The following is a 21,849-nucleotide window of genomic DNA, read 5'->3' as shown; positions in this document are numbered from 1 at the left end:
CCAGTAGAGAAACGTGAGGTACGTCATGATTTCGCCGACCCCTGAAACGGCAGGTGATGCAACCGGCAGGATCGCCATCGTCGGCATGGCGGGGCGGTTTCCGGACGCAGCCACGACGGGTGACCTCTGGCGCCTGCTGAGGGCGGGGCGCGAAGCGACGCATTGGTTCAGTGACGAGGAGCTGCTGGCCTCCGGTGTCTCGGCCACGCATCTGCGCGACCCGCGCTACGTGAAGGCCGGAATGGTCCTGCCCGACATGGAAGCGTTCGATGCGGGATTTTTCGGCCTGAGCCCTCGGGAGGCGGCCATTCTCGACCCCCAACACCGCCATTTCCTCGAATGTACCTGGGAGGCGCTGGAGGATGCAGGCCATTGTCCCGAGACGTTCGAGGGAGCCATCGGCGTTTTCGCGGGCTGCGGCATGCAGGCCTATTTCGCCAACAACCTGCTCACCAATGCCGAGCTCCTCGAACAGGTGGGGCTCTTCCTCCTGCGTCATACGGGCAACGACAAGGACTTCCTCGCGACCCGAGCCTCCTACCTCCTTAACCTGCAGGGGCCGAGCATCTCGGTGCAGACCGCCTGCTCCACATCCTTGGTGGCGGTCCATTTCGCGATCCAGAGCCTACTGTCGGGCGAGTGCGACATGGCCTTGGCAGGCGGCGTGACCATCGAGGTGCCGCACCGACAGGGCTACCGGGCCGCCGAAGGCGAGATTCTCTCGCCGGACGGGCATTGCCGCGCCTTCGACGACGAGGCCAACGGCACCCTCTTCGGCAGCGGGGCCGGTATCGTGGCCCTGCGCCGCCTGGAAGACGCCATCGCCGCCGGCGACCACATCTATGCGGTCATCTGCGGTTCCGCCGTCAACAACGACGGCTCGACCAAGGCCGGCTACCTCGCGCCCAGCGTCGAGGGGCAGGCACGCGCGGCGGCCGAGGCTCTCGCCGTCGGGGGGATCGACCCCGGCAGCGTCAGCTACATCGAAGCCCACGGCACCGGCACGCCCGTGGGCGACCCCATCGAACTCGCGGCCCTGAGCGAGGCCTATTCCGTTCCCGGCCGGCGCCAGTTCTGCGGCATCGGCTCGCTGAAGACCAATATCGGGCATCTCGACACGGCGGCCGGGGTGGCGGGCCTGATCAAGGTCGCCCTGGCGATGCATCACGAGGAACTGCCCGCGAGCCTGAACTGCGCCCGGCCCAATGGCCGGTTCGATTTTGCCGCGAGCCCGTTCTCCGTGGTCACGTCGGCCAGGCCCTGGCCCCGCACCGGCACGCCCCGGCGCGCGGCGGTGAACTCCCTCGGGGTCGGCGGCACCAATGCCCATGTCGTCCTCGAAGAGGCTCCGTCCGTTTCCTCAGCGAATCCCGCCTGGGACTGGCAGATCCTCGCCCTCTCGGCACGGACCGCCGAGGCCCTCGACGGGGCGAAACGCAAATGGCGGGAGGCGCTGGCCGATCCCTCGCCGGATCTCACCCTGGCGAACGCGGCCTTCACCACTCAGACCGGCCGTCGCGCCTTCCCGCATCGCTGCGCCGTCATCGCCCGCGATCGCGCGGGGGCGTGCGAGATCCTGGCCAGCCACACGCACCGGCGCATGGGAACGGGCAGCGCGGGTGGCGGGACCGTCGGGGCGGTCTTCATGTTCCCGGGCGGCGGGGCGCAATATCCGGGCATGGGCCGCGATCTCTACCGGGAGGTCCCGGCCTTTCGGGAGGCGCTAGAGGCCTGTCTGGCGCTGCTGCCGCCCGATGCCCCGGACGGCCTGCGGGCGCTGCTCCTCGACAGCGAACCGGGCGATGCGGCCGCCGCCGCCCTCCTCGCGCGGCCGCGCTACACCATCCCTGCCCTGTTCATCGTCGAATACGCCACGGCGCGCATGATGCTCGCCTGGAACATCCGCCCCGCCGCCGTGATCGGGCACAGCATGGGCGAGTATGCCGCCGCCTGCATCGCCGGCGTCATGTCCCTCGCCGATGCCTTGTCCGTCGTCGTCCTGCGCGGGCAGATCTTCGAGGCCGCGCCCGCGGGCGCCATGCTGGCGGTGTCGCTGCCCTCCGCCGAGCTGCGCGAGCGGATCGGTGACGCCCTCGACATCGCGGCGGAGAACGCCGCGACGCTCACGGTGGCGACCGGCTCCGTCCACGAGATCGCCGCCCTGGAACGGCGGCTGGCGGAGGACGAGATCGAGTTCCGCCGCCTGCGCATCGACGTCGCCGCTCATTCGCGCATGCTCGATCCCTTCCTCGACCGGTTTCGCGCATGCCTGGCATCGATCGCCCTCCACGAGCCCACGCTTCCCTTCGTCTCGAACCTCAGCGGCGCCTTCGTCGGTCCGGGTGAACTCACGCGGCCGGACTATTGGGTGTCCCATCTCAGGCAGACCGTCCGCTTCGCGGCTGGCGTTTCGGTGATCCTGGCCGACCCGGACCGGGTGCTCCTCGAGATCGGGCCGGGCCACAGCCTCGGCGCCCTCGCGCGTCTTGCGGAGGGCGGGGCCTTCGCGCCTCTGGCCATCGCTCCGACCATGGGCCAGCCGGGGGACACGGAATCGGACGTCTGCGTCGCGCTGACCGCGATCGGCAAGCTCTGGGCCTGCGGCCATGCCGTCGATTGGGCGGCGATCAGAGGCGGCGATGCGCGCCGTGTGTCCGCGCCGACCTACGCCTTCGAGAAGCACAGGCATTGGATCGAGCCGACGCGGTCGGGTGCGATACCGGTCGTCGCCGAGGCCGAGGCGCCCGTGCTGCAGCGCCTCGACGCGATGGAAAACTGGTTTTCGGTGCCGCAATGGTTGCCTGCGTCGGTCGCGCCGAACCGGGCCACGCCGGACCGGACATGGCTGGTCTTCGCCGACGCGTCGCGCCTGAGCACCGCGATCCTCACGGCTCTCGAAAACCGGGGCGCCAGCGTAGCCGTCGTGCGCTCCGGCGAAACCTTCACCGTCCGCAACCGCCTGTTCCAGTTACGGCCCGACCAGCCGACCCAATACCGGGACCTGATCACGGCCCTCGACCGCGAAGGAATGGTGCCGGATCACATCCTCCACCTCTGGTCGATGAGCATGCCCGACCCGTCCCTGGATCGCCCCTCGGCCGAACAGGTGCTGGGTTTCGACAGCCTTCTCTCCCTCTGCCAGGCGATGCAATATTGCGACGTCGCTTCGCCCAAGCGCCTGACCATCGTGACGCGGGAGAGCCAGTCGCCCCCGAACCATGCGGCCCGCCACCCGGAGCGCGCGACCCTCCTCGGCTTGTGCCGTGTCCTGCCCCGCGAGATGCCGGGCCTGGCGACGCAGGTCATCGATCTCGGCGGCGAGGATGGCCCCATCCGCGACGCGGATCCGGTGGCGGAGGCCGCCCGTATCCTCGCGGAATGCGATGCGGAGCACGGCGTCGATTTGGTGGCTCATCGCGCCGGCATACGCCTGGTTCAGCGGATGGTCCCGGCGCGGATCGAGCATCCTGCCGGGCTACCGCACCGCCTGCGCCAGAGCGGCGTCTATCTCATCACCGGCGGGTTCGGCGGACTCGGCCTCACCCTCGCTGCGTGGCTGGTGAGCGACGTGAAGGCGCGCCTCGTGTTGGTGGGGCGCAATGCCTCCGCGCATGCGGCAGCGATCCACACTCTGGAGGCGGAGGGAGCCGAGATCCTGTCGCTGAGCGCCGATGTGACCGACCACGCTGCCATGGAGCGGGTGATCACCGCCGCGCGGAAGCGTTTTGGCGCGATCCACGGGGTCTTCCATGCTGCGGGCTCCATCGACGACGGCCCAATCTTGGAAAAGACCCTGGAATCCAGTCGTCGGGTCATGGCGCCGAAACTGGCCGGCGGTTTGGTCCTCGATGCACTGCTACCGCAGGGAAGCCTCGATCTGTTCGCGGTGTTCTCGTCCACCAGCGCCCAGATCGGGCCTCCCGGACAGATCGATTACGCCGCCGCCAACACCGCCCTGGACGCCCTGGCCGCCCGCCGTAGCGATGGCCTGTCGGTGGCATGGGGAATCTGGGGCGACATCGGCATGGCGGCCCGGATCCACGGGGGGGCGTCCCTGTCCGGTACCCCGGAAGGGCACCCGCTCCTCGGGGCCGAGACGGGTCGCACCGAGACCACCATCACCTTTCAGGCGCTCTACGATCCTGCGCACATGTGGGTCCTGGCGGAGCACGTCCTCGACGGACGTCCGATCCTGCCCGGCGCGGCCTATGCCGAGATCGCTTTGGCCGCCGCCACGGCGGGGTTCGCATCGACGGGTGTCGACCTGCGCGGGCTCACCGTCGATCTTCCCCTCGTGTTCGAACCTGGGGTGAAGCGTCTCGTACGGACGACGCTCACGGTCCTTGCTAGCGGCGGGTACAGAATGTCTGTCGAGAGCCGCCCCCTCCTGGGCGAAGAATGGGTCGAGCATGCGCGCGCCACCCTGTGGCCGGGATCGGCCCTGCCCTGGGCTGTCCGGAGGGTGGCCCGCCGGGCGGCGCGTCGGGAAGGGGCGCACGCGCTTCCGGGCCTTGGTTTTCCGCAGGGTGAGACCGTGACGTTCGGGCCGCGCTGGCACACGATACGCTGGATCGAGCGCGGTGATTGGGAGGCCGTGGCCGAACTGGAACTGCCCGCCGAGTTCGCTGCCGACCTCGACGGCATCACGGCGCACCCTGCGCTCACGGATCTCGCGACCACCTTCGGGCTGCATCTCCTCGCGCCCCCGGCCGACGACATGGTCTACGTCCCTACGTCGATCGAGCGCATGCGGCTTCCCCCGGGGCGCTGGCCTCGCCGAATCCGCAGTCACGTACGACTGACGGCGCTTCAGCACGGTGCCTCCGCTCGGTTCGACGTGGTGATCGGCGACGTGAACGGGGTACCGCTCGCCGTGTTCGAGGGCTTCACCCTGCAGAGCGTGTCCCGATCGGTGAAGTCCTCGCAGGCAGATGCCCGTCCGCCGAGCCTGGAGGCGCGGCTCAATGCCGGCATCATGGCGGCCGACGCTCCCGAACTGCTCCGCCGGGTGCTCGACTGCCGGGGCGCCGGGATCGTGGCCTCGTCGATCGCCCTGTCAGACCTGCGCCGGGAAACCCTTGCAGCCATTCGTCCGAAAACGATGTCGGCGCAGCGTTCGGCCAAGCCGGTCGGCGGCGATCTCGACTACGCGAACGCTCTCGAGCGTCAGATCGCCGGATACTGGGCGGACCTGCTCGGCATCGCCGTCGTGCGTCCCCAAGACGACTTTTTCGAGCTTGGCGGTTTTTCCTTGCTGGCAGTGCGGTTGTTTGCCCGGATCCGCAAGAATCACGACGTGGATCTGCCGATCGCCACCTTGTTTCGTGCATCGACCCTGCGCCAATTAGCGACTTTGGTCGGCGGAATGGTCGCGCCGGAACCCACGGACGAGGGCACCGCCGGGGGAGGCGAGCCGGACAAGGTGCTGGTCATGCCGTCCGTCGCCTGGTCGCCTTTGGTGGAGATCTGCCGGGGCGTCCCCACCCGTGCCCCGATCTTCTGCATCCATGGCGGCCAGGGCAACGTCCTCAACTTCGAGAAGCTGAGCCGGCGCCTCGGCCGGGACCAGCCCTTCTACGGATTGCAGGCGCGCGGTGCCGACGGGCGGCTCGCGCCGCTGGAATCCATTGAGGAGATGGCGGCCTCCTACATCGCGGCCATCCGCGAGGTCGATGCGCACGGTCCCTACCGGATCGCGGGTTATTCCGGTGGCGGGGTGATCGCCTACGAGGTCGCGCAGCAACTGACGCGCGCGGGCTATTCCATCGCGCTCCTGGTCCTCTTCGACACTCTGTCGACCACCAGCGTCGCGCAGCATCACAGCACGGTCGAGCGGCTCTGGGCGGTCCGCCGCTGGAGCCTCGGCTACACGCTGGGATGGCCGTCCCGCCTGATCGAGCGCCGCCGCCGCGCCGCGGAATTCGCGCGGGAGCGCTTCGACCCGAACGTCCCGATCCCCGACATGTACCGCGCGCAGTTCATCATGAACGCCTATCTCGTCGCGCAGAGCCGCTACACGCCCGAGCCCTATGCCGGGAGCATGCTGCTGTTCCGCTCGACGGATGCGTATGTCCCCTATCTCCTCGCCGGCCCGGATCTCGGCTGGGGCGGTCTCGTCCGGGGGGGGATCGACATCCACAAGATCGCGGCGACGCACGAGACGCTGTTCCAGGAGCCCGCCGTCGACAAGCTCGCCGCCATCCTCCGGCGCAGGCTCGACGGCCTGATGCATTATCCCGTGCGCAAGAGCGCCTGATCCGGGGACCGCATCGTCCGTCGGTACCGTCCCGTTCCGCGATGGACGACACCCCGTTGCCCGGCAGGGAGACCGAAGATGGATTTCGTCGATCGCGCCTACAGGCACTACAGCGACGTCAAGCAACTCGGCCTGCCCGTGCTCCTGCGCGGGCTGCACCGCCGCGCATCCTCCCGCGGGGCCCGTCTGGTCCGGACGATCCACGGTGCGTTCTACATCCGGCCGCACACGTCGGACATGGAGGTGCTGAGATCCGTCTTCGGCCGCATGATCTACGACCTCGACCGGGTCCGCCAGGGGGCGGCCACCCGGAGCGAGTACGAGCGGATCTGCGCGGCGGGACACACGCCGATCATCATCGACGGAGGCGCCAATGTGGGAATCGCGGCGCGCTATTTCGCGCGGGCCTATCCGAGGGCGGTCGTGCTGGCGGTGGAGCCGGACGAGGACAACCTCGTCGTCTGCCGGCAGAACACCGAGGTCTGCGCCAATATCTGCGTCGTCCCCACCGCCCTCGGCGGCCGGAGCGGCTGCGTGAACCTCGAACACGGCAACGGCAACGCCGACAGGGGGCGGACCGAGCGCTCCGACCACGGCATCCCCATCACCGTCATCGCGGAACTCAAGGACCTGATCCCCAATGGCGAGTTGCTGATCGTCAAGATCGATGTCGAGGGCTTCGAGAAGGACGTGTTCTCCGGCGAGATCGGCTGGGTCTCCGAGCCGCATGCGATCATCATCGAACCGCACGACTGGATGCTGCCGGGCGACGGAACCAGCTTTCCGCTGCAGGACATCCTCTTGCGCGAGCGGCGGGAGATGATCTTGTCGGGCCACAACCTGATGCTCTTCAAGTCCCGCGCCGCATCCGCGAGGGGCGACACGTCGCGCTGGCCGACGAGGGGGCTTCTCAAGGTGGTGCCGTCCGCGTGACGAGGCGGCCGAGCTTCTCCTGCCCGGCATCGCGAAAACCGGCATAGTCGATGGGCGTCCGCCCCCAGATGAAGACCGGCTTCACGTCGGCGGGCGCGGCGTAGGTGTTCCTGTCGAAACTGTTGCCGCCCTCCTCGATGATCCGGGCATTCGGGGCGGCCTCGTTCGTATCCGTGACGCCGCCGGCGCTGCCCCTGCCGGTGAACAGGATCCGGTTGTCGTGGACGCGGTTTCCGGTCGTCCTGTAGAAGCCGCCGCCGTCCTTCTCGCGGCCCTGGTCGACGAGCACGATGGCGCGGCCGTCGGGCCGGACGGTGATGGTGTTGTCGAAGACTTCGACGCCGCTCGAGGCCGCCAACTGGATGTCGGCCCCCCAGAACCAGACCGGATGGCCCGCGCCGTTGAAGCGCAGCGTATTCCCGCGGATCACGGCGTCGTAGGAGATCTCGAAGAAGATCCCGGCGGTGGAATTGTTCTCCACCGTATTCTTCTCGAACAGGACGTCGCGGCAATCGATGTCGCACCAGAGGCCCGGACCCGCATTGTCGTGGACGCGGTTCCCGCGCAGGACCACCTCCTGGCTCTGGGTGATCTTGAGGCCGCCGGCCTCCCATTCGGGGTCGAAGCCGGCCGTGTTGTTCCAAGCGATGCGGTTGTTCTCGATCAGGATCCGCTGGCCTTGCGCGGCCGCGCCGAGCTGGCCGTTCCGCTCGATCGTGCTGCCGGTGATCGCCCCGTCGGAGCCCACATCGACGCCGAGCCCGGCATTCAGGCGGATCTGCGAATCCTCCACGCGCCACCCGGTGCCGTCGCCACCGCGGATCGCCCCCATCTGGGTCGGCGTGTCGTATTTCTCCACGACGAGCCCCTTGATCCGCACATCGGCGGCCCGGCTGCGGAAGGCGAAGCGCGCCGCGCTGACCTCGACGCGGCGTCCCTCCGGGTTGTCGGCGAGGATCGCGCGGCCGGCCGCCGCCTCCACCACGTAACGTCCGGGACCGAGATCGCCGCGCGACGCGACGCGGGTGAGCGGCTGTCCGTCGAGGAACACGGCCAGCGACAGGAGGCAGAGCGAGCCGCCGCCGCGACACCGGCCGGCGCCCACATGGCGCGGGTACAATCCGGTGAGGGACCAGTACGGGCCCGCCCGTTCGAACTGCCGGACGATGCGCGAACCGTCGAGGACGCTGCCGGGCTCGCCGAGGAACGTCTGACCGCGCAGGGGCGCGATCTCCTGCATCCGGTAGAGGCCGGCGCCGATGCAGATGGTCCCGCCCTCTCCGGCGCGGATCGCGGCTCGCTGGATCGATTCGCCGGCGGCGACGCGCACGGCCTTGCCGGGGCAGCCGCCCTCCGCGCCCTCTCCCCGCGCCGGGTCGCCCCCCTGCCAGAGGATCAGCCCGGCGAGGGGCAGCGCATGGCGGAGCGCGCGCAACGTCATGGCTCCCGCCGTCCGGTGAGCGAAGTGCGCGACGGGGATCGCTGCCGGTGAGGGCTGTGCCGAGCGGTCATCCACCAGTTCGATCCTGCAGGGAGCAATTATCACCTTCCGTTACAGTTGCGGCCGGCACGAGATCTCGATGCCGCCGGCCCTGTACCGGTTTCTGCAAAACAGTGAGGGTTACTTCTCGCCGAAAGGAAGGTGAAAAACGGTCTAGAGCGCCGGGGCGAACGAATTAGTCCGTGATCTCACTTCCCAAGCCAAGTCGAAATCCCTCTCAATCACACCGACCAGACGGTGGATCGGCCGGATGGTGGATGAAAGCTCCGCCGTCATGGCCCGGATGCCCGGAAGACGGCCGATCCTCCGACCGGAGCGCCGCACATGCCACGATCAACGAGGACGGAATGAACCGGGTTCTGGACCACTCGAAGAGCGGGGTCAGCGTCGTGCTCCGCCAGACCTACGAAGCCCAGACCCTGGGGTTCCTCACCGCGATCCTCCGGCATCGCCGGGTGATCGTCGGGCTCGCCGCCGCCGCCTTGCTGCTCGCGACCGCCATCTGCTGGTCACTGCCCGACAAGTACAGCGCCGAATCCCTGATCCAGGTCGATCTCAGCCGCGTCGCTGCCTCACAGGCCACGTCGCCGAACCAGCAGGCGGCGACCAGTCTCGACGCCGGGGCCATCGTCGAGAGCGAGGCGCGGGTGATCCGTTCGCTGGCCACCGTCAGACATGCGGTCGAGGACCTCAAGCTCCAGGACGACCCGGCCTTCGCGCGGGGGCCGGGCTTCGTCTCCCGCATCCTTTCCACGGTACTACCCGGATCGACGAAGGAGCCCGCCGATTCCATCGCCGCGGTGGAGGCGGTGACCCGCGAAGTCTCGCGGAACCTCACCGTGACCAACGACACGCGGGCCTACCTGATCAACGTGTCCTACAACTCGACCTCGCCGGAGCGTTCGGCGCGGATCGTCAACGCCGTGGTCGACGCGTATCTGCGCAACCGCCTGGAGATGGGGGTGGCGGCGGCCGAGCGGACGAGGACCTGGCTCGAGGAGCAGATCGGCGAGAGCCGGAGGGAACTCGAGAACGCCGAGGCTGCCGTCGATCGCTACAGGCGGCAGACCGGCTATGTGGAGGGCGGCACGCAGGGCATGAGCCTGCCGCAGCAGGAGGTGCGTGATGCCGTGGCCCACCTCGCCGCCGCTCGCCAGACCCGGATCGCCGCCGAGGCGCGCCTGTCGCGGGCGCAGGAGGTCTTCGCCGCCGGTGGCACCCCATCGGCGCAGGACCTTTCCGGCGCGCCCCTGATCCAGAGGATGCTGGAGAGCGCGGAATCGGCCACGCGGGAATTCGCCAACGTCGCCGCGACCGGACCGCGTCATCCGGCCTACCTGCAGGCCAAGGCCAATATCGAGGCCGCGCAATCGCGGCTTCGCGAGGAGATCAAGCGCGCGATCGGCAATCTCGAGAGCGACGTCAAGGCGGCCACCGCCGACGAGGCGAACCTCGCCGACAGGGTCGACGTGCTGAAGGCGAACCTCGTCGAGGGGATGGGTCAGGACGCCAAGCTGCAGAGCCTACAGACCAACGCGGTGGCCATCCGCGAGCGCCTCAAGTTGCTCAGCGACGGCCATGCCCAGGCGCTGGCGCTCACGGGGATGAAGTCGTCGACCACGCAGATCGTCATGGCGGCCAAGCCTGTGACGGTCCCGTCGGGGCCGAACCGACTCATGCTGATCTGCCTCAGCGTCCTAGGGGCGAGCGGCGTGGGGATCGGCTACGCCGTGATGATGGACCGGCGCGACACAGGCTTCCGGTCCGATGCCGAGATCGCGCACGAAACCGCCCACCGCTGCCTCGGGATGGTACCGGAACTCACCGGCAGCTCGTCGACCGCCGAGGTCCGGATGTTCGACGAATCGATACGCCTCGTCAGCGCATCGCTCACCGGAGCCCGCGCCCTGGCCGAGCCCCGGGTCGTCATGGTGACGTCCTCGGTACCCGGCGAGGGCAAGTCGCTTCTCTGCATGGCGATGGCGAGTCTCCTGGCTCAGCGCGGCATCCGGACCCTCGTGATCGACAGCACGCCGCGCCGCTACGCGGAGGCCGACCAGCCCAGCCTCGAGGACGTCGTGTTCGGCGATCCGGCGGGATTCCCAATGCGGAACGACCCCGGCAGGGTCGTGGTGCTGCATCGCGCCGAGAACGGCGACTCGCACGACCTCTTCCTGACGCCGGCTTTCGAGAGTTTCATCGAGCGGGCTCGAGAGAACTTCGATCTCGTCCTCATCGAGGCTCCCCCGGTGATGCTGTCCATCGATGTCCTGACGATGGGCGGTCTCGCCGACGTCACGGTCATGGCCGTTCACTGGAACCGGACCCCGCGCGAGACGGTCCAGGCGGCGTTGCGGCGGCTGCAGGACAATTCCGTGCGCCTGCGCGGCCTGGTCCTGACGCATGTCAATCTGACGGAGCACAAGGACTTCCGCGTGGTCGACCAATGCTCCCACTACAACGATTACCGGGGGCATTTCGAGGAAGCAGGGTCGCATCACCCCCGCGGCAACCTGCTACCGTCCAAGCTGTCCTCATAGGACCGGCCCAACGGCCCGTTCCCTTTCTGCACGACTTCTTCTCGGCGGCCATCCAGCGGATGTCGATCATGGCTTCGATCATCATCGTGTTCACGCCTGTCGGCGGAGGCGGCGCGCCGCTGTCCCGCGCGGCCGTGGCCTGCCCGACGCCGTCGGCGGTGGAGCCGGCCGGTGCTCGCTAGAGTGCGGGCTGCACGGATCGCCTGGCCCCTGATCGATCAAGGCGTCGCGAGCCTCGGCAACTTCCTGTTCACGATCGCCCTCGCGCGGACATTGCCGCCGCAGGAATACGGTGCCTTCGCGCTGCTCTTCGGGATCCTGATGATCCTTTACACCGTCATGGCGTCGGTGCTGTTCTATCCGATGTCGGTCCTGGCCGATCCCGCGGACAGGGACCGCATCGGCGAACTGATGAGCGTGAGCTTCATCCTTCTCGTCGGCCTGTGCGTTCCGGCCGGTCTCGTCCTGGCCGTCACGGCCTTCCTCATCGGCCGGCCGGATCTCATCGCGGCCCTGCTCGTCTACTTCTTGGTCTGGCAGGTGCAGGAGGCGTTCCGGCGCTACCTGTTCGTGGAACTGCGCTTCGGAGCCGCCGTCCCCGGCGAGATCGTCAGCTATATGGGGCAGATCCTGATCGCCCTCTGGCTCGCGCTCCGGGGTGACCTGACCCTGGAGACCGCCCTCTATGCCATGACCGTCACATCGGCGGCGGCGGCCGTCCTCCAGGGGATACAGGTGGGGTTCTCCCTGCGCCGGCATGCGATGATACGTATCCGGACCGTCGCCCTGGAATTCTGGCGCCTCGGCGGATGGGCGCTGGCGAACAACCTCTGCGCCGCCCTGCGGGTCCAGTTCCTGTTCTGGTTCCTGGCCGCCCTGTCCGGGGCCGCTCTGCCGGCGCTGCTCCAGGCCGGCTTCAACATCGTCAACCTGCTCAACCCGCTCATGATCGGGCTCGGCAACGTCATCCTTCAGGTCTCCTCACGGGCGCATGCCGGGGGAAAGGCGGAGGCATGGCGCGCCACCCACCCCCTCGCCCTGTCGGGGATGCCCATCGTGATCGTGTTTCTGGCGGCCATCGTGGCATTTCCCCACGAGGTGCTGGGCCTGATCTACGGCGCCCACTCGCCCTATGCGGACATCGCGACCCCGGTCCGGCTCCTCGCCATCGCGGCCCTCGCCGCGTTCGTGACGGACATCGTGTGCGCCTATTTCCACGGCGTCTCGCAAGCCAAACAGGCCCTGATCGTGAACGCGGCCGGGGCCGTGGCGACGATCCCGATCGCCATCCCGCTCATCATCGGGTTCGGCCTGAACGGAGCCTGCATCGCCCTCTGCCTCGCCAACGCCGTCCGCCTCGTCGTGCTTCACCTCCTCTTCACCAGGATGATCGCCACTGACACCGCCGACGCTTCCTCCGGACGGGTGCGGGACCAAGCCGTCCCGGCCCGCTCCGCGGACGATCAGGGTGAGGCCATAGGCAACGCCGTGGCGTCACGCGTGGCTGCGCTGCCGGCCTCGAAACTGAGGCAGACCTGATCGACGCTCTCGCCGAATCCGGCACCGGCGGACGAGTGCATCCGCCGGTGCCGCAGGGCCTCGCCGTACCTGTCCAACCAGCTTTTGCGAGGACTTCCATCAGGCCGACGCGCGAGGTGGGTCACTTCCATCCGAGAGCCTGATCGTCCGGCGCCCTTCGAGACCACTGCGCGGCGCCTCGGCGCTTTTGACATGCAGACCCAACGCGCCGTCAGGGAAAACGACGCTGGTTCCGTTCGATGCTTGGCCTCGGCGCGTTCGGCGGACGCCCGCCGTCGCACGGGCGGCGGGTGATGAGTTCCCTCACCTCCGTCTGGTCTCAGATGAAGGGGCCGATCAGTCGTTCGTACTCGGCCTCGGCGAGACCATAACTGTCTCCGGCCAGTTCGACGAGCTTGAGCCGGTCACGGATCGTGATCTGCCCGCGCCGCATCACGATCATGCGCGTGCGCTCCAGCTCGTGCAGTGCGACGGTGACACGCGGGCGGTGCATGCCGAGCATCAGCGCCAGCATCTCGTGAGTCATGACCACGCGGCCCTCATCGAGCCTGTCGCTAGCCAGGAGGAGGCAGAGCGCCAGGCGTTCCTCCACCGAATGGTGACGGTTGGCCAGCGCCATCTGGCTGGTCCAGAGGATGACGACCTGGACGTAGCGCAAAAGGATATCACGCAGAGCACTGCTCTGGGCCATCGCCTGGCGCAGAGCGCCCGCGCCGATCCGCAGGGCCCGGCCCGCCACGCGGACCTCCACGGTGAGCGGCGTATGCTCGATGCCAAGCACCAGGGCGGTGCTGACCATGCCGTCGCGCCCGACGACGGCGATCTCCACGGTGCCGCGTTCGGCGATGGCCATGGTCACGGACGCTAATCCGCTTTCGATGAAATAGGCGTGCGGGATGGGTTCGTTGGCGATGACGATCCGCTCGCCGACGACCAGAGCCACCTCCTCCAACTGCGGCAGCATCTGGTTGAAGACCTCGATGGGAAGCGCCCGCAGGAGACGGTTCTCGACCAATGGTGCCTGGAGTGGCTGGAGTCGTGAGTTCATCAATGACGCTCCGCCAAGCATCTCGCCTGTACTTTCAAGTAAATCGAAATCCGCGTAGGCGGGAGCTAGTATTCTGCAGGGTAATGAATAAAAATCCAGTACAATAATGCAATATTAAGTACTATAATTTCTGTAGTAGAGCAATTTCTTTCAATGTGTTTGCAGGTGCGCCGCGTGTCTGAGCAGTTCGGGTGTCGAGGTGAAGCTGCGATACCGATACGTCCGAGAAAGTGTCCGGTGCCAGCCTGTGCCGATGTGGGTTCAGTAAGCAGTTGGCGGATCGCCGTCTCGGCATCGACGAGCCAGCGGCATCCGGGGCGAGCCGGTCTTCGCTGGGAAGAGTCTGCGTCTTGGATCAGCGCGGGGGGAGGGCGCCCGGTTCGGGTAGGACAAGGCTCGTCCTGATCGATGCCGTCGGCGGCTCGCGACGCACATCGATGATGTCGCCTGGCTGGAGGAGCGCCCGCTCATCGGCCTCGAAGGTTTCCGTCCGCTCTCCTACGGTTCGCGTGATGAAGACCTTTCGCGCCGGGGCGCCGGGGCTGGCGGCACCGAGCGTGCCGCCGGATTGGAGGCGCGCCTCCCGGATCTCGCGGGCGCTGGGCAGCTGCATCTCTACTTCGGTCAGACGCGTGGTGACGTCCTGCAACTCGGTGAGGATTCGGCGATGATAGGTGTCGGTGAGTTCCTGCACCCTCAGTCCGAGATCACCGATCGCCAGGTCGAGCCGGGCGAGTTCGGAGTTCAGCCGAGCGATCGTACCCTTGTTCCGGGCCTCCTCCCGCTGCAGCTCGATGCCTTGGTATCGTCGTGCCAAGCCATTGCTGATGAGTTTCTCGTAATCTTCGAGATGGGACTGAATCAGCCGGAGTTGGGTTTCTTCCGCCTTACGTTGCGCCTCGACGCCGCCGATCTCGGCCTCGATCCGCGGTTTCTGCGCTCGCAGCATCTCCGCGGATTGCACGAACGCACTCCGCTGCGCCTTCAGGATCCCGCGTTCCTCCGCAAGCAGGCGGGAGAAGCCCTCGTCGTGCCCGCTGCTGCGCGGTGGCGTGAAGTCCTCCCGGTCGTGTCGTTGCGCCTCCAGCCTCTCGCGCCGGAGCATCAGCAGGCGCTGGGTCGCCTCCAGCACACGGACGCGCTCGTCGGAGCTGAGGAACTCCGTGCGTTGGGCGATCTGCGCCTGTTCGGGCAAGGCGAAGCCGCCGGCCAGGGCGATGCCGCTGAGGACCGAGGCGCCGTAGCGGAAGGGATAGCTCCCCGCCACGCGCACGTCGCCGAGGAGGTAGATCGGCCGCATCTCGGTGATGCGCAGGCTCACCACCGGCTGCTGCAGAAAGCCGTCGGCCAGATGGCTGACGATCTGCTTCTGCGCCTCCGGCAAGGTCATGGCGGACACGGAGACTTCACCCACCAGGGGTAGGAACAGAGCGCCGCTGCCATTGACCACGAACTCGCCCGACAGTTCGGCCTGCCCATAGACCGATAACCCGACCCGGTCGCCGGGCGCCAGGCGATAGGTCGAATCCTGGGCCAGCGCCGCCCCGCCGAGGGCGACCCATAGGGCAAGCGCTGCGATGCGATGGGATACGCGCCCGGAGCGCGTCCGCTGATGCTGTTTCATCCTGGATCAACCGACCGCTCGTCTCGTGAGGCCCATCCCGCACGTTCGCCGATATTCTAAACGTCGGGAATTCGAGCTTCGGCATCGCCTTTCGGACAAGCTGGGTTCTACGACGAGGTAATCCTTTCGAAAATACGTATTTATGCGAAGGAAAAACAGTTATTCCGAATCAGTTTCGCGCGATTATTCGATAGTACTATTCCTTATTCGGGGCATGTGATTGTCAAATGCACCGGATGCGCCACTTGTAGTCGACGGTCATTGCCCGCCATGGTTCAACAACGCTCCGAGTTCCCCGGCAAGGGAGCAGTAGGGCGAGATCACCGACGGAACGCTCATTCAACGCCCGGACGAGACCGTTGTCAGTCCAGGGAATGAGCCGGAGGGGCACCGACAATGAAGCGCATCCTCGTAACGGGTGGGGCCGGGTTCATAGGGTCCCATCTCTGTGGAAGGCTGATCAAACAGGGAAATGAGGTTCTCTGCGTCGATAATTTCCTGACAGGTGCACGCTCGAACCTGGATAAGCTGCTCACGCATCAATCCTTCGAGCTCCTTCGCCATGACGTGACGTTCCCGCTCTATGTGGAGGTCGACGAGATCTACAATCTCGCCTGTCCGGCTTCTCCGGTTCACTATCAGCGTGACCCCGTTCAGACGACGAAGACCAGCGTGATGGGTGCGATCAACATGCTTGGCCTGTCCAAGCGCCTTCATGCTCGCATCCTCCAGGCCTCGACCAGCGAGGTGTATGGCGATCCGGACGTTCATCCGCAGCCCGAGGGCTATTGCGGCCATGTCAGCATCGTCGGGCCGCGGGCTTGTTACGACGAGGGCAAACGCTGCGCCGAGACGCTGTTCCACGATTACCGGCGGCAGCACCGGATGTCGGTGCGCGTCGCGAGAATCTTCAACACTTACGGACCGAACATGCATCCGCAGGATGGTCGGGTCATCTCGAATTTCATTGTCCAAGCACTGACGCATCAGCCGATCACGATCTACGGCGACGGATCCCAGACGCGCTCGTTCTGCTACGTGGACGATCTCGTCGAAGGCTTGCTCCGGCTGATGGCGGTGGATGAGGAGCCCGGCGACGCGGTCAATCTCGGCAACCCTTCCGAGATCAACGTCCTCGCTCTGGCCGAACGCATTGTACAGCTGTGCAATTCGCGCTCGACCATCGAATGCCGACCCTTGCCGCAGGACGACCCGAAACGGCGTTGCCCCGACATCTCCCGCGCCCGCGAGAAGCTGAGATGGTCGCCGCGTGTCGATCTCGACACCGGTCTGGTGCGGACCATCGCGTATTTCGAAGCGAGGCTCATCCAGAAAGGTTCGCCGATTCACGCTCTGCGCGAACTGGCCCGTTCTGAACCCCTGACGCAGGCCGTGTGATGACCGAGGATCTCTCGCCGACCGGCGCCGACCTGAATCGCTGGGCGCGATCCGTGCTCCCAGCGACTCACCTGCACCACGCGGTCGAGGCGATGGGGGGAGCATCGCCGGCCTCGGTGGAGCACCGGGAGTTGCCACGCGCCGAGGTTCTCGGCCTTAAGGTCAGCGCGATCACCTTCGCGGATGCCCTCGCTGCCATCGATGCCTTCGTCCGCTCGCGGACGCCGCATTACGTCTGCATCACCGGCGCCCATGGGGTGATCGAGAGCCGGAGCGATCCGCGATTGCTTGCCATCCACAACGCGGCGGATCTCGTTACGCCGGATGGCATGCCGCTCGTCTGGATGTCGCGCTTGCTGGGCCACAAGGCGACCGAGCGGGTCTACGGCCCCGACCTGATGCGTGCCATCACGGGCCTTTCTCCGGCCCGCGGCTATCGACATTTCTACTATGGCGGAGCGCCCGGCGTGGCCGAGGCGCTGAGCGCACGCCTTCAGGACGCGCATCCGGGGTTGTCCGTGGTCGGAACGTGCTGCCCTCCCTTTCGCAGCCTTTCGCGGGAGGAGGACGAGGCAGTGGTGGCGCAGATCAATGCCGCGCAGCCCGACATCGTCTGGGTCGGCCTGAGCACGCCCAAGCAGGAAAACTGGATGGTCTCGCATCTTGGGCGCATCGATGCGCCGGTGATGATCGGCGTCGGCGCCGCCTTCGATTTCCTGGCAGGCACCAAGCGCCAGGCCCCGGTCTGGATGCAGAAGCGGGGCCTCGAATGGCTGTTTCGTCTCGTTACCGAACCGAGGCGGCTCTTCGCCCGCTACATGAAGATCGTACCCCTGTTTCTTCTGCTTGCCGCCGGCCAACTTTTGAGGCGCTGGTTCGCTGCTCGCTTCCGGGGGGGAGCCTCACCGGCGCCTCATCGTCCCGGGTGATGCCTGCTCCTGCGCCGTGCCGGGTTTTTAGCCTAGTCGCGACGGTGTCCCGCCTCCTCTCGTTCCAAGGCCGGCATGGCCTCGCGCTTCCGGAATGGCTTCCCATGAGCACCACCGACAGCATCGTTCTCGTGGGCCCTACGGTCGAGCGTACCGTGCCGGTGCGAGCAGAACTCCGGCCGGGACGGCGGCGGGCAATCGTCACCGCCGTTCTGGTCGGAGGCGACCTGTTCTTTTCCGGATTGGCCGGTCTGTTTCCCCAACTGATCACCGGCTGGCTACCTGCCGAGCATTGGCTTGGATCGTCTACCCCGGTGCCGATTCCCCCGGTTGCTCTTGTGTTCGTCCTGGCGGCGTTCGGGCTCTATTCCAGCTACGGGCCGAGCCCGCCGGAGCGGTTCCGGCTACGCGTTCTCGGTATCGGAATCTACGCGATCAGCTGCCTGCTGGTCGCAAGCGCTCTCGGAACATCCGCGCGTGGCGTCGCCGATATCGCGGTGGTGTCGGCGCTCCTCATCGTGATCGGGTTCTATGGTGAATCCGCGCTGAGGAGCGCACTGATCCGCTGGAAGCTTTGGGGGGCTCTCACCGTGATCGTGGGGGCCGACACTGCCGGACGCGATCTGGCCAGTACGCTCCTCGCCCAGCCGGAATTGGGGTTCCGTCCGGTGGGCTTCCTCGTCGAGCATGGACAGGAGTCGATCCGGACGGAGGGACTGCCCGTCCTTGGCGGCATCGACGAGAGCCCGGCGGTGCCCGCGGAGGTCTTGCTGTTCTCGTCCTGCGCGACCCTTGCCCTGTATGATGGGAAAGGCACGGGCCAGCTTCCCGCTCCGCGCACCGTACTGGTTCAGCAGATCCACGAGTTGCAGAACATGTGGGTCCAGGTTCAGCCCCTTGGCAGCGCCATCGGCCTGGAGATCCGGCGCGAACTTTACCGGTCGCGAAACCTGGCCCTCAAGAGGGTGATCGACTGCACGCTCGGAGGGATCGGCCTGATCCTCGCCCTGCCGGTGATCGCGATCCTCGCCGCGACGATCCGTGTACTCGATCCCGGCAGCCCGTTCTATGTCCAGATCCGCGTGGGACGGGACGGGCGCCCAATCAGGGTTTTGAAATTGCGGACCATGTATTCCGACGCCGAGCGCCGGCTGTATGCCCATCTCGAAGCCTGCCCGGCCGCCCGCGAGGAATGGAGGCGCTTCTTCAAACTCTCCGATGATCCGCGAATCTTGCCGAAGATCGGGAACTTCATCCGGCGAACGAGCCTGGATGAGCTGCCTCAGCTCTGGAATGTCGTGCGCGGCGATATGAGCCTCGTCGGCCCGAGGCCATTTCCCGCCTATCACATGGACGGGTTCGATTCCGATTTTCGAACTCTTCGCACCAGCGTCCCGCCCGGGCTGACTGGCCTATGGCAGATTTCGTCGAGAAGCGACGGAGATCTTGGGGTCCAGCGTAGCCAGGACACCTATTACATCCGCAACTGGTCACCCTGGCTCGACTTATACATCCTGCTCGCAACGGTCTCGGCCGTCCTTGGCGCCAAGGGTGCCCGGTAGCTTCCCACCGCCGTGACACGGTCATGTCCTTCGCTCTCGTCACGACTTTGTCTTGATGGTGCACTTGCCGTGAAGTTGATTTCCTTGAAGCAGGCCCTTGCATATCTGTGATCTAATTGGTCGAATGATCATCCCATTCGATGCGTTGGCGTTTTTCGGGCCATAGAAATATACATATCAACCCAATGCTGCCGAACACGGACACAAGGGCGGAGATCCAAAATATGATTTCCAGCAAGGCACCCTCCGGTGCTGCAGTGGCACCGGATATCTTTTGCGGATGATGGATTAACTGTCAATTGCCCCGCGAATTCTATGGTGCCACGGTTGAAGTCAAGGAAGTCTGGTGACCATAGTCCTGGTTAGGACTGATTTCGCCAGTTCAAGCTTCAGACGATTGGGGCGCGGTGAAGTCACCGGACGGACGGGCAGCGTTCGCCACCGCCTCGGCCACGAATTTCGCATGGCCCTTCGCGCGCAAGTCGCAGGCGGGGCAGGTGCCGCAGCCATAACCCCAGGCATGGCGCTGGCCACGCTCGCCGAGGTAGCAGGTATGAGTGTCCTCGACGATGAGGTCGACCAGCGGCGGACCACCGAGATCCTCCGCGAGTTTCCAAGTCTCGGCCTTATCGATCCACATCAGCGGGGTGTGGAGTACGAAGCGTCTGTCCATGCCGAGATTGAGGGCCACCTGAAGCGCCTTGATCGTATCGTCGCGGCAATCGGGATAGCCGGAATAATCCGTCTCGCACATGCCGCCGATGATGTGGCCGAGGGATCGCCGGTAGGCGAGAGCGGCGGCGAAGGTGAGGAAGATGATGTTTCGGCCGGGCACGAAGGTGTTGGGCAGCCCCCCCGCTTCGAAGGCGATCTCGGTGGTGCGGGTGAGGGCGGTTTCCGACACCTTTCCCAGCGCATCGAGCGAAAGCGTGTGGTCGCGGCCGAGACGTCGGAACCAGCCTGACTTCATGCCGGCCATGCTCTGGCGCAAGGTCGCCCGCCGGTCGAGCTCGACCTTGTGGCGCTGGTTGTAGTCGAAGCCGAGGGTTTCCACCCGCGGGAACCGCTCCAGTGCCCAGGCTAGGCAGGTCGTGGAATCCTGCCCGCCGGAAAACAGGACCAGGGCGCCTTCGTCGTTCATCGTCAGCCTTCGTATTCTGCCCAGGACATCGGGGTCTCCAACACCTTGACCGAAGATAGGCCGGGCAGAGCCGGCTTCGTCCGATGCCAGATCCAGGCCGCGATGTTCTCTGCAGTGGGGTTCTCGAGCCCCTCGATCTCGTTGAGGCAGTAATGGTCGAGCTGGAGCAGGATCGGCGCGAAGGCATGCTCCACATCGAAGAAGTCGATGACCCAGCCGGTTTCGGCATCGACCTCCCCCGAGATCGTCAGCTCGACCCGGTAGGAATGCCCATGCATGCGATGGCAGCGATGGGTCTCCGGCACGTTGGGCAGGCGGTGCGCCGCCTCGAAGGTAAAGGCTTGGGTGATCTTCATCGACTGACTCTGGGGTTCCTCACGCGCTGACGTGACCGGTTCGGGATTACGGAATACCGATGATCTTGTGGGTCTGGAGCGACAGCCGCCAGCGCGCGTCTCGACGGCAATACTCCACCGCAGCCTGCGTATGGGCAACCCGGTCCGGCCCGTCCATGGGCTGGAGCCAATGGTGGCGGAAGCCGAGGGCGGCAAACAGATCGGGCATCGCTGCAGCCTGCGGATAGACGAGTTTCAGTTCGTGGCCCGTAGTCTGGACGAGGGCGTTGCCCGCCTTCGGGCTCACGCAGATCCAGTCGATCCCCTCGGGGGCCGCCAAGGTGCCGTTGGTCTCCACCGCGATCTCGAAGCCGCGCGCATGCACCGCCGCGATAAGTGCGGGGTCGAGCTGCAGCAACGGTTCGCCGCCAGTGAACACCACGTAATGATGGGAGGCGCCGCCCTCCCAGGTGGCGGCGATGGCGTCGGCCAAAGCCTCCGGCGTCGAGAAGCGTCCGCCGCCCTCGCCGTCCATGCCGATGAAATCCGTGTCGCAGAAGGTGCAGGCGGCCGTGGCGCGGTCCTCTTCGCGGCCGGACCAGAGATTGCAGCCGGAGAACCGGCAGAACACCGCGGCGCGGCCCGCTTGGGCCCCTTCACCCTGAAGGGTATGGAAGAGTTCCTTGACCGCGTAAGCCATCGATTCCTCGGCCGATCTCCTTGTGGAACCCGTATGGAATTCCGTCCCGCGATGGCGAACGGCCATCCTCAGCGCCTGAACGCGGTGAGACAGCCCATAGACTCACCGCCGCTCCGAGGCCATGGCGCAAGGCCCAACACATCCATGCACTTACGGCAACGTCGTTTCATGCCAACCGTGCGGCGCACCATGATCCTGGCTGCGCCGCCATGCTGTTGCCACGGAAACGGCGTTGATACCCTTGCCGGATCTCTCCTATGGGGAACGGTCGAGAGGACGATCGACGATTGGCAGCCCTCGCCAAAGCTCGGCCGTTGCGCTAACTTTTTCCGGACGCACCGGC

13 protein-coding genes are annotated in these 21,849 nt (G+C 66.4%); 7 read left to right on the top strand and 6 right to left on the bottom strand.

Annotated elements, in window-relative coordinates; translation table 11 throughout:
- Nucleotides 1-25: 25 nt before the first annotated feature.
- Together AC0IXR_RS15280 and AC0IXR_RS15275 are read left to right on the top strand one after the other, a co-directional pair.
- Complete coding sequence (locus AC0IXR_RS15280; protein WP_471761358.1) at nt 26-6,256, top strand: type I polyketide synthase; 6,231 nt, start codon at nt 26-28, stop codon at nt 6,254-6,256.
- A 78-nt stretch (nt 6,257-6,334) separates the two neighbouring features.
- A complete protein-coding gene (locus AC0IXR_RS15275; RefSeq protein WP_471761357.1) occupies nt 6,335-7,189 on the top strand; it encodes an FkbM family methyltransferase in 855 nt (284 codons plus the stop codon).
- Here AC0IXR_RS15275 and AC0IXR_RS15270 read toward each other — a convergent pair.
- Nucleotides 7,167-8,705 carry a right-handed parallel beta-helix repeat-containing protein gene (locus tag AC0IXR_RS15270; protein WP_471761356.1) on the bottom strand — a complete coding sequence of 513 codons (1,539 nt, stop codon included), beginning with the start codon at nt 8,703-8,705 and terminating at the stop codon, nt 7,167-7,169. The two genes, AC0IXR_RS15275 and AC0IXR_RS15270, sit on opposite strands and share 23 nt — an antisense overlap.
- A gap of 332 nt (nt 8,706-9,037) precedes the next feature.
- Between AC0IXR_RS15270 and AC0IXR_RS15265 the strand changes: the two genes are divergently transcribed.
- Together AC0IXR_RS15265 and AC0IXR_RS15260 are read left to right on the top strand one after the other, a co-directional pair.
- Nucleotides 9,038-11,230, top strand: a complete 2,193-nt coding sequence (locus AC0IXR_RS15265) for a GumC family protein (protein ID WP_471761355.1) — start codon at nt 9,038-9,040, stop codon at nt 11,228-11,230.
- A gap of 171 nt (nt 11,231-11,401) precedes the next feature.
- Nucleotides 11,402-12,769: a lipopolysaccharide biosynthesis protein gene (locus tag AC0IXR_RS15260; RefSeq protein WP_471761354.1), complete on the top strand. Its 1,368-nt coding sequence runs from the start codon at nt 11,402-11,404 to the stop codon at nt 12,767-12,769.
- 319 nt (nt 12,770-13,088) lie between these two features.
- On the opposite strand, the gene AC0IXR_RS15255 is transcribed toward AC0IXR_RS15260, so the two are convergent.
- Together AC0IXR_RS15255 and AC0IXR_RS15250 are read right to left on the bottom strand one after the other, a co-directional pair.
- Entirely contained in the window at nt 13,089-13,817 is a 729-nt protein-coding gene (locus AC0IXR_RS15255; protein ID WP_056422411.1) for a Crp/Fnr family transcriptional regulator, read from the bottom strand.
- Nucleotides 13,818-14,172: 355 nt separating this feature from the next.
- Complete coding sequence (locus AC0IXR_RS15250) at nt 14,173-15,441, bottom strand: polysaccharide biosynthesis/export family protein (RefSeq protein ID WP_471761353.1); 1,269 nt, start codon at nt 15,439-15,441, stop codon at nt 14,173-14,175.
- Between the two features lie 396 nt (nt 15,442-15,837).
- On the opposite strand from AC0IXR_RS15250, the gene AC0IXR_RS15245 reads away from it, so the two are divergent.
- From AC0IXR_RS15245 to AC0IXR_RS15235, 3 genes are all read left to right on the top strand, one after another.
- Entirely contained in the window at nt 15,838-16,839 is a 1,002-nt protein-coding gene (locus tag AC0IXR_RS15245; protein WP_056422405.1) for a UDP-glucuronic acid decarboxylase family protein, read from the top strand.
- A complete protein-coding gene (locus AC0IXR_RS15240; RefSeq protein WP_471761352.1) occupies nt 16,839-17,768 on the top strand; it encodes a WecB/TagA/CpsF family glycosyltransferase in 930 nt (309 codons plus the stop codon). The genes AC0IXR_RS15245 and AC0IXR_RS15240 overlap by 1 nt, the downstream gene beginning before the upstream one ends.
- 104 nt (nt 17,769-17,872) lie before the next feature.
- Nucleotides 17,873-19,330: an exopolysaccharide biosynthesis polyprenyl glycosylphosphotransferase gene (locus tag AC0IXR_RS15235; protein WP_471761351.1), complete on the top strand. Its 1,458-nt coding sequence runs from the start codon at nt 17,873-17,875 to the stop codon at nt 19,328-19,330.
- A gap of 382 nt (nt 19,331-19,712) precedes the next feature.
- Here AC0IXR_RS15235 and queC read toward each other — a convergent pair whose 3' ends face one another.
- The 3 genes from queC to queE are packed head-to-tail and all read right to left on the bottom strand — an operon-like array spanning nt 19,713 to nt 21,506.
- Complete coding sequence (queC, locus tag AC0IXR_RS15230; protein WP_471761350.1) at nt 19,713-20,471, bottom strand: 7-cyano-7-deazaguanine synthase QueC; 759 nt, start codon at nt 20,469-20,471, stop codon at nt 19,713-19,715.
- Nucleotides 20,472-20,473: 2 nt separating this feature from the next.
- The gene (gene queD, locus AC0IXR_RS15225; protein WP_056422399.1) at nt 20,474-20,827 is read right to left on the bottom strand and encodes a 6-carboxytetrahydropterin synthase QueD; all 354 of its coding nucleotides are present in this window, start codon (nt 20,825-20,827) and stop codon (nt 20,474-20,476) included.
- Between the two features lie 46 nt (nt 20,828-20,873).
- On the bottom strand, nt 20,874-21,506 hold the full coding sequence (queE, locus tag AC0IXR_RS15220) for a 7-carboxy-7-deazaguanine synthase (RefSeq protein ID WP_056422393.1): 633 nt from the start codon (nt 21,504-21,506) through the stop codon (nt 20,874-20,876).
- Nucleotides 21,507-21,849: the final 343 nt, after the last annotated feature.

The organism is Methylobacterium sp. AC832 (genome assembly GCF_979256025.1).
This window is presented reverse-complemented; position numbering and strand designations above follow the sequence as displayed.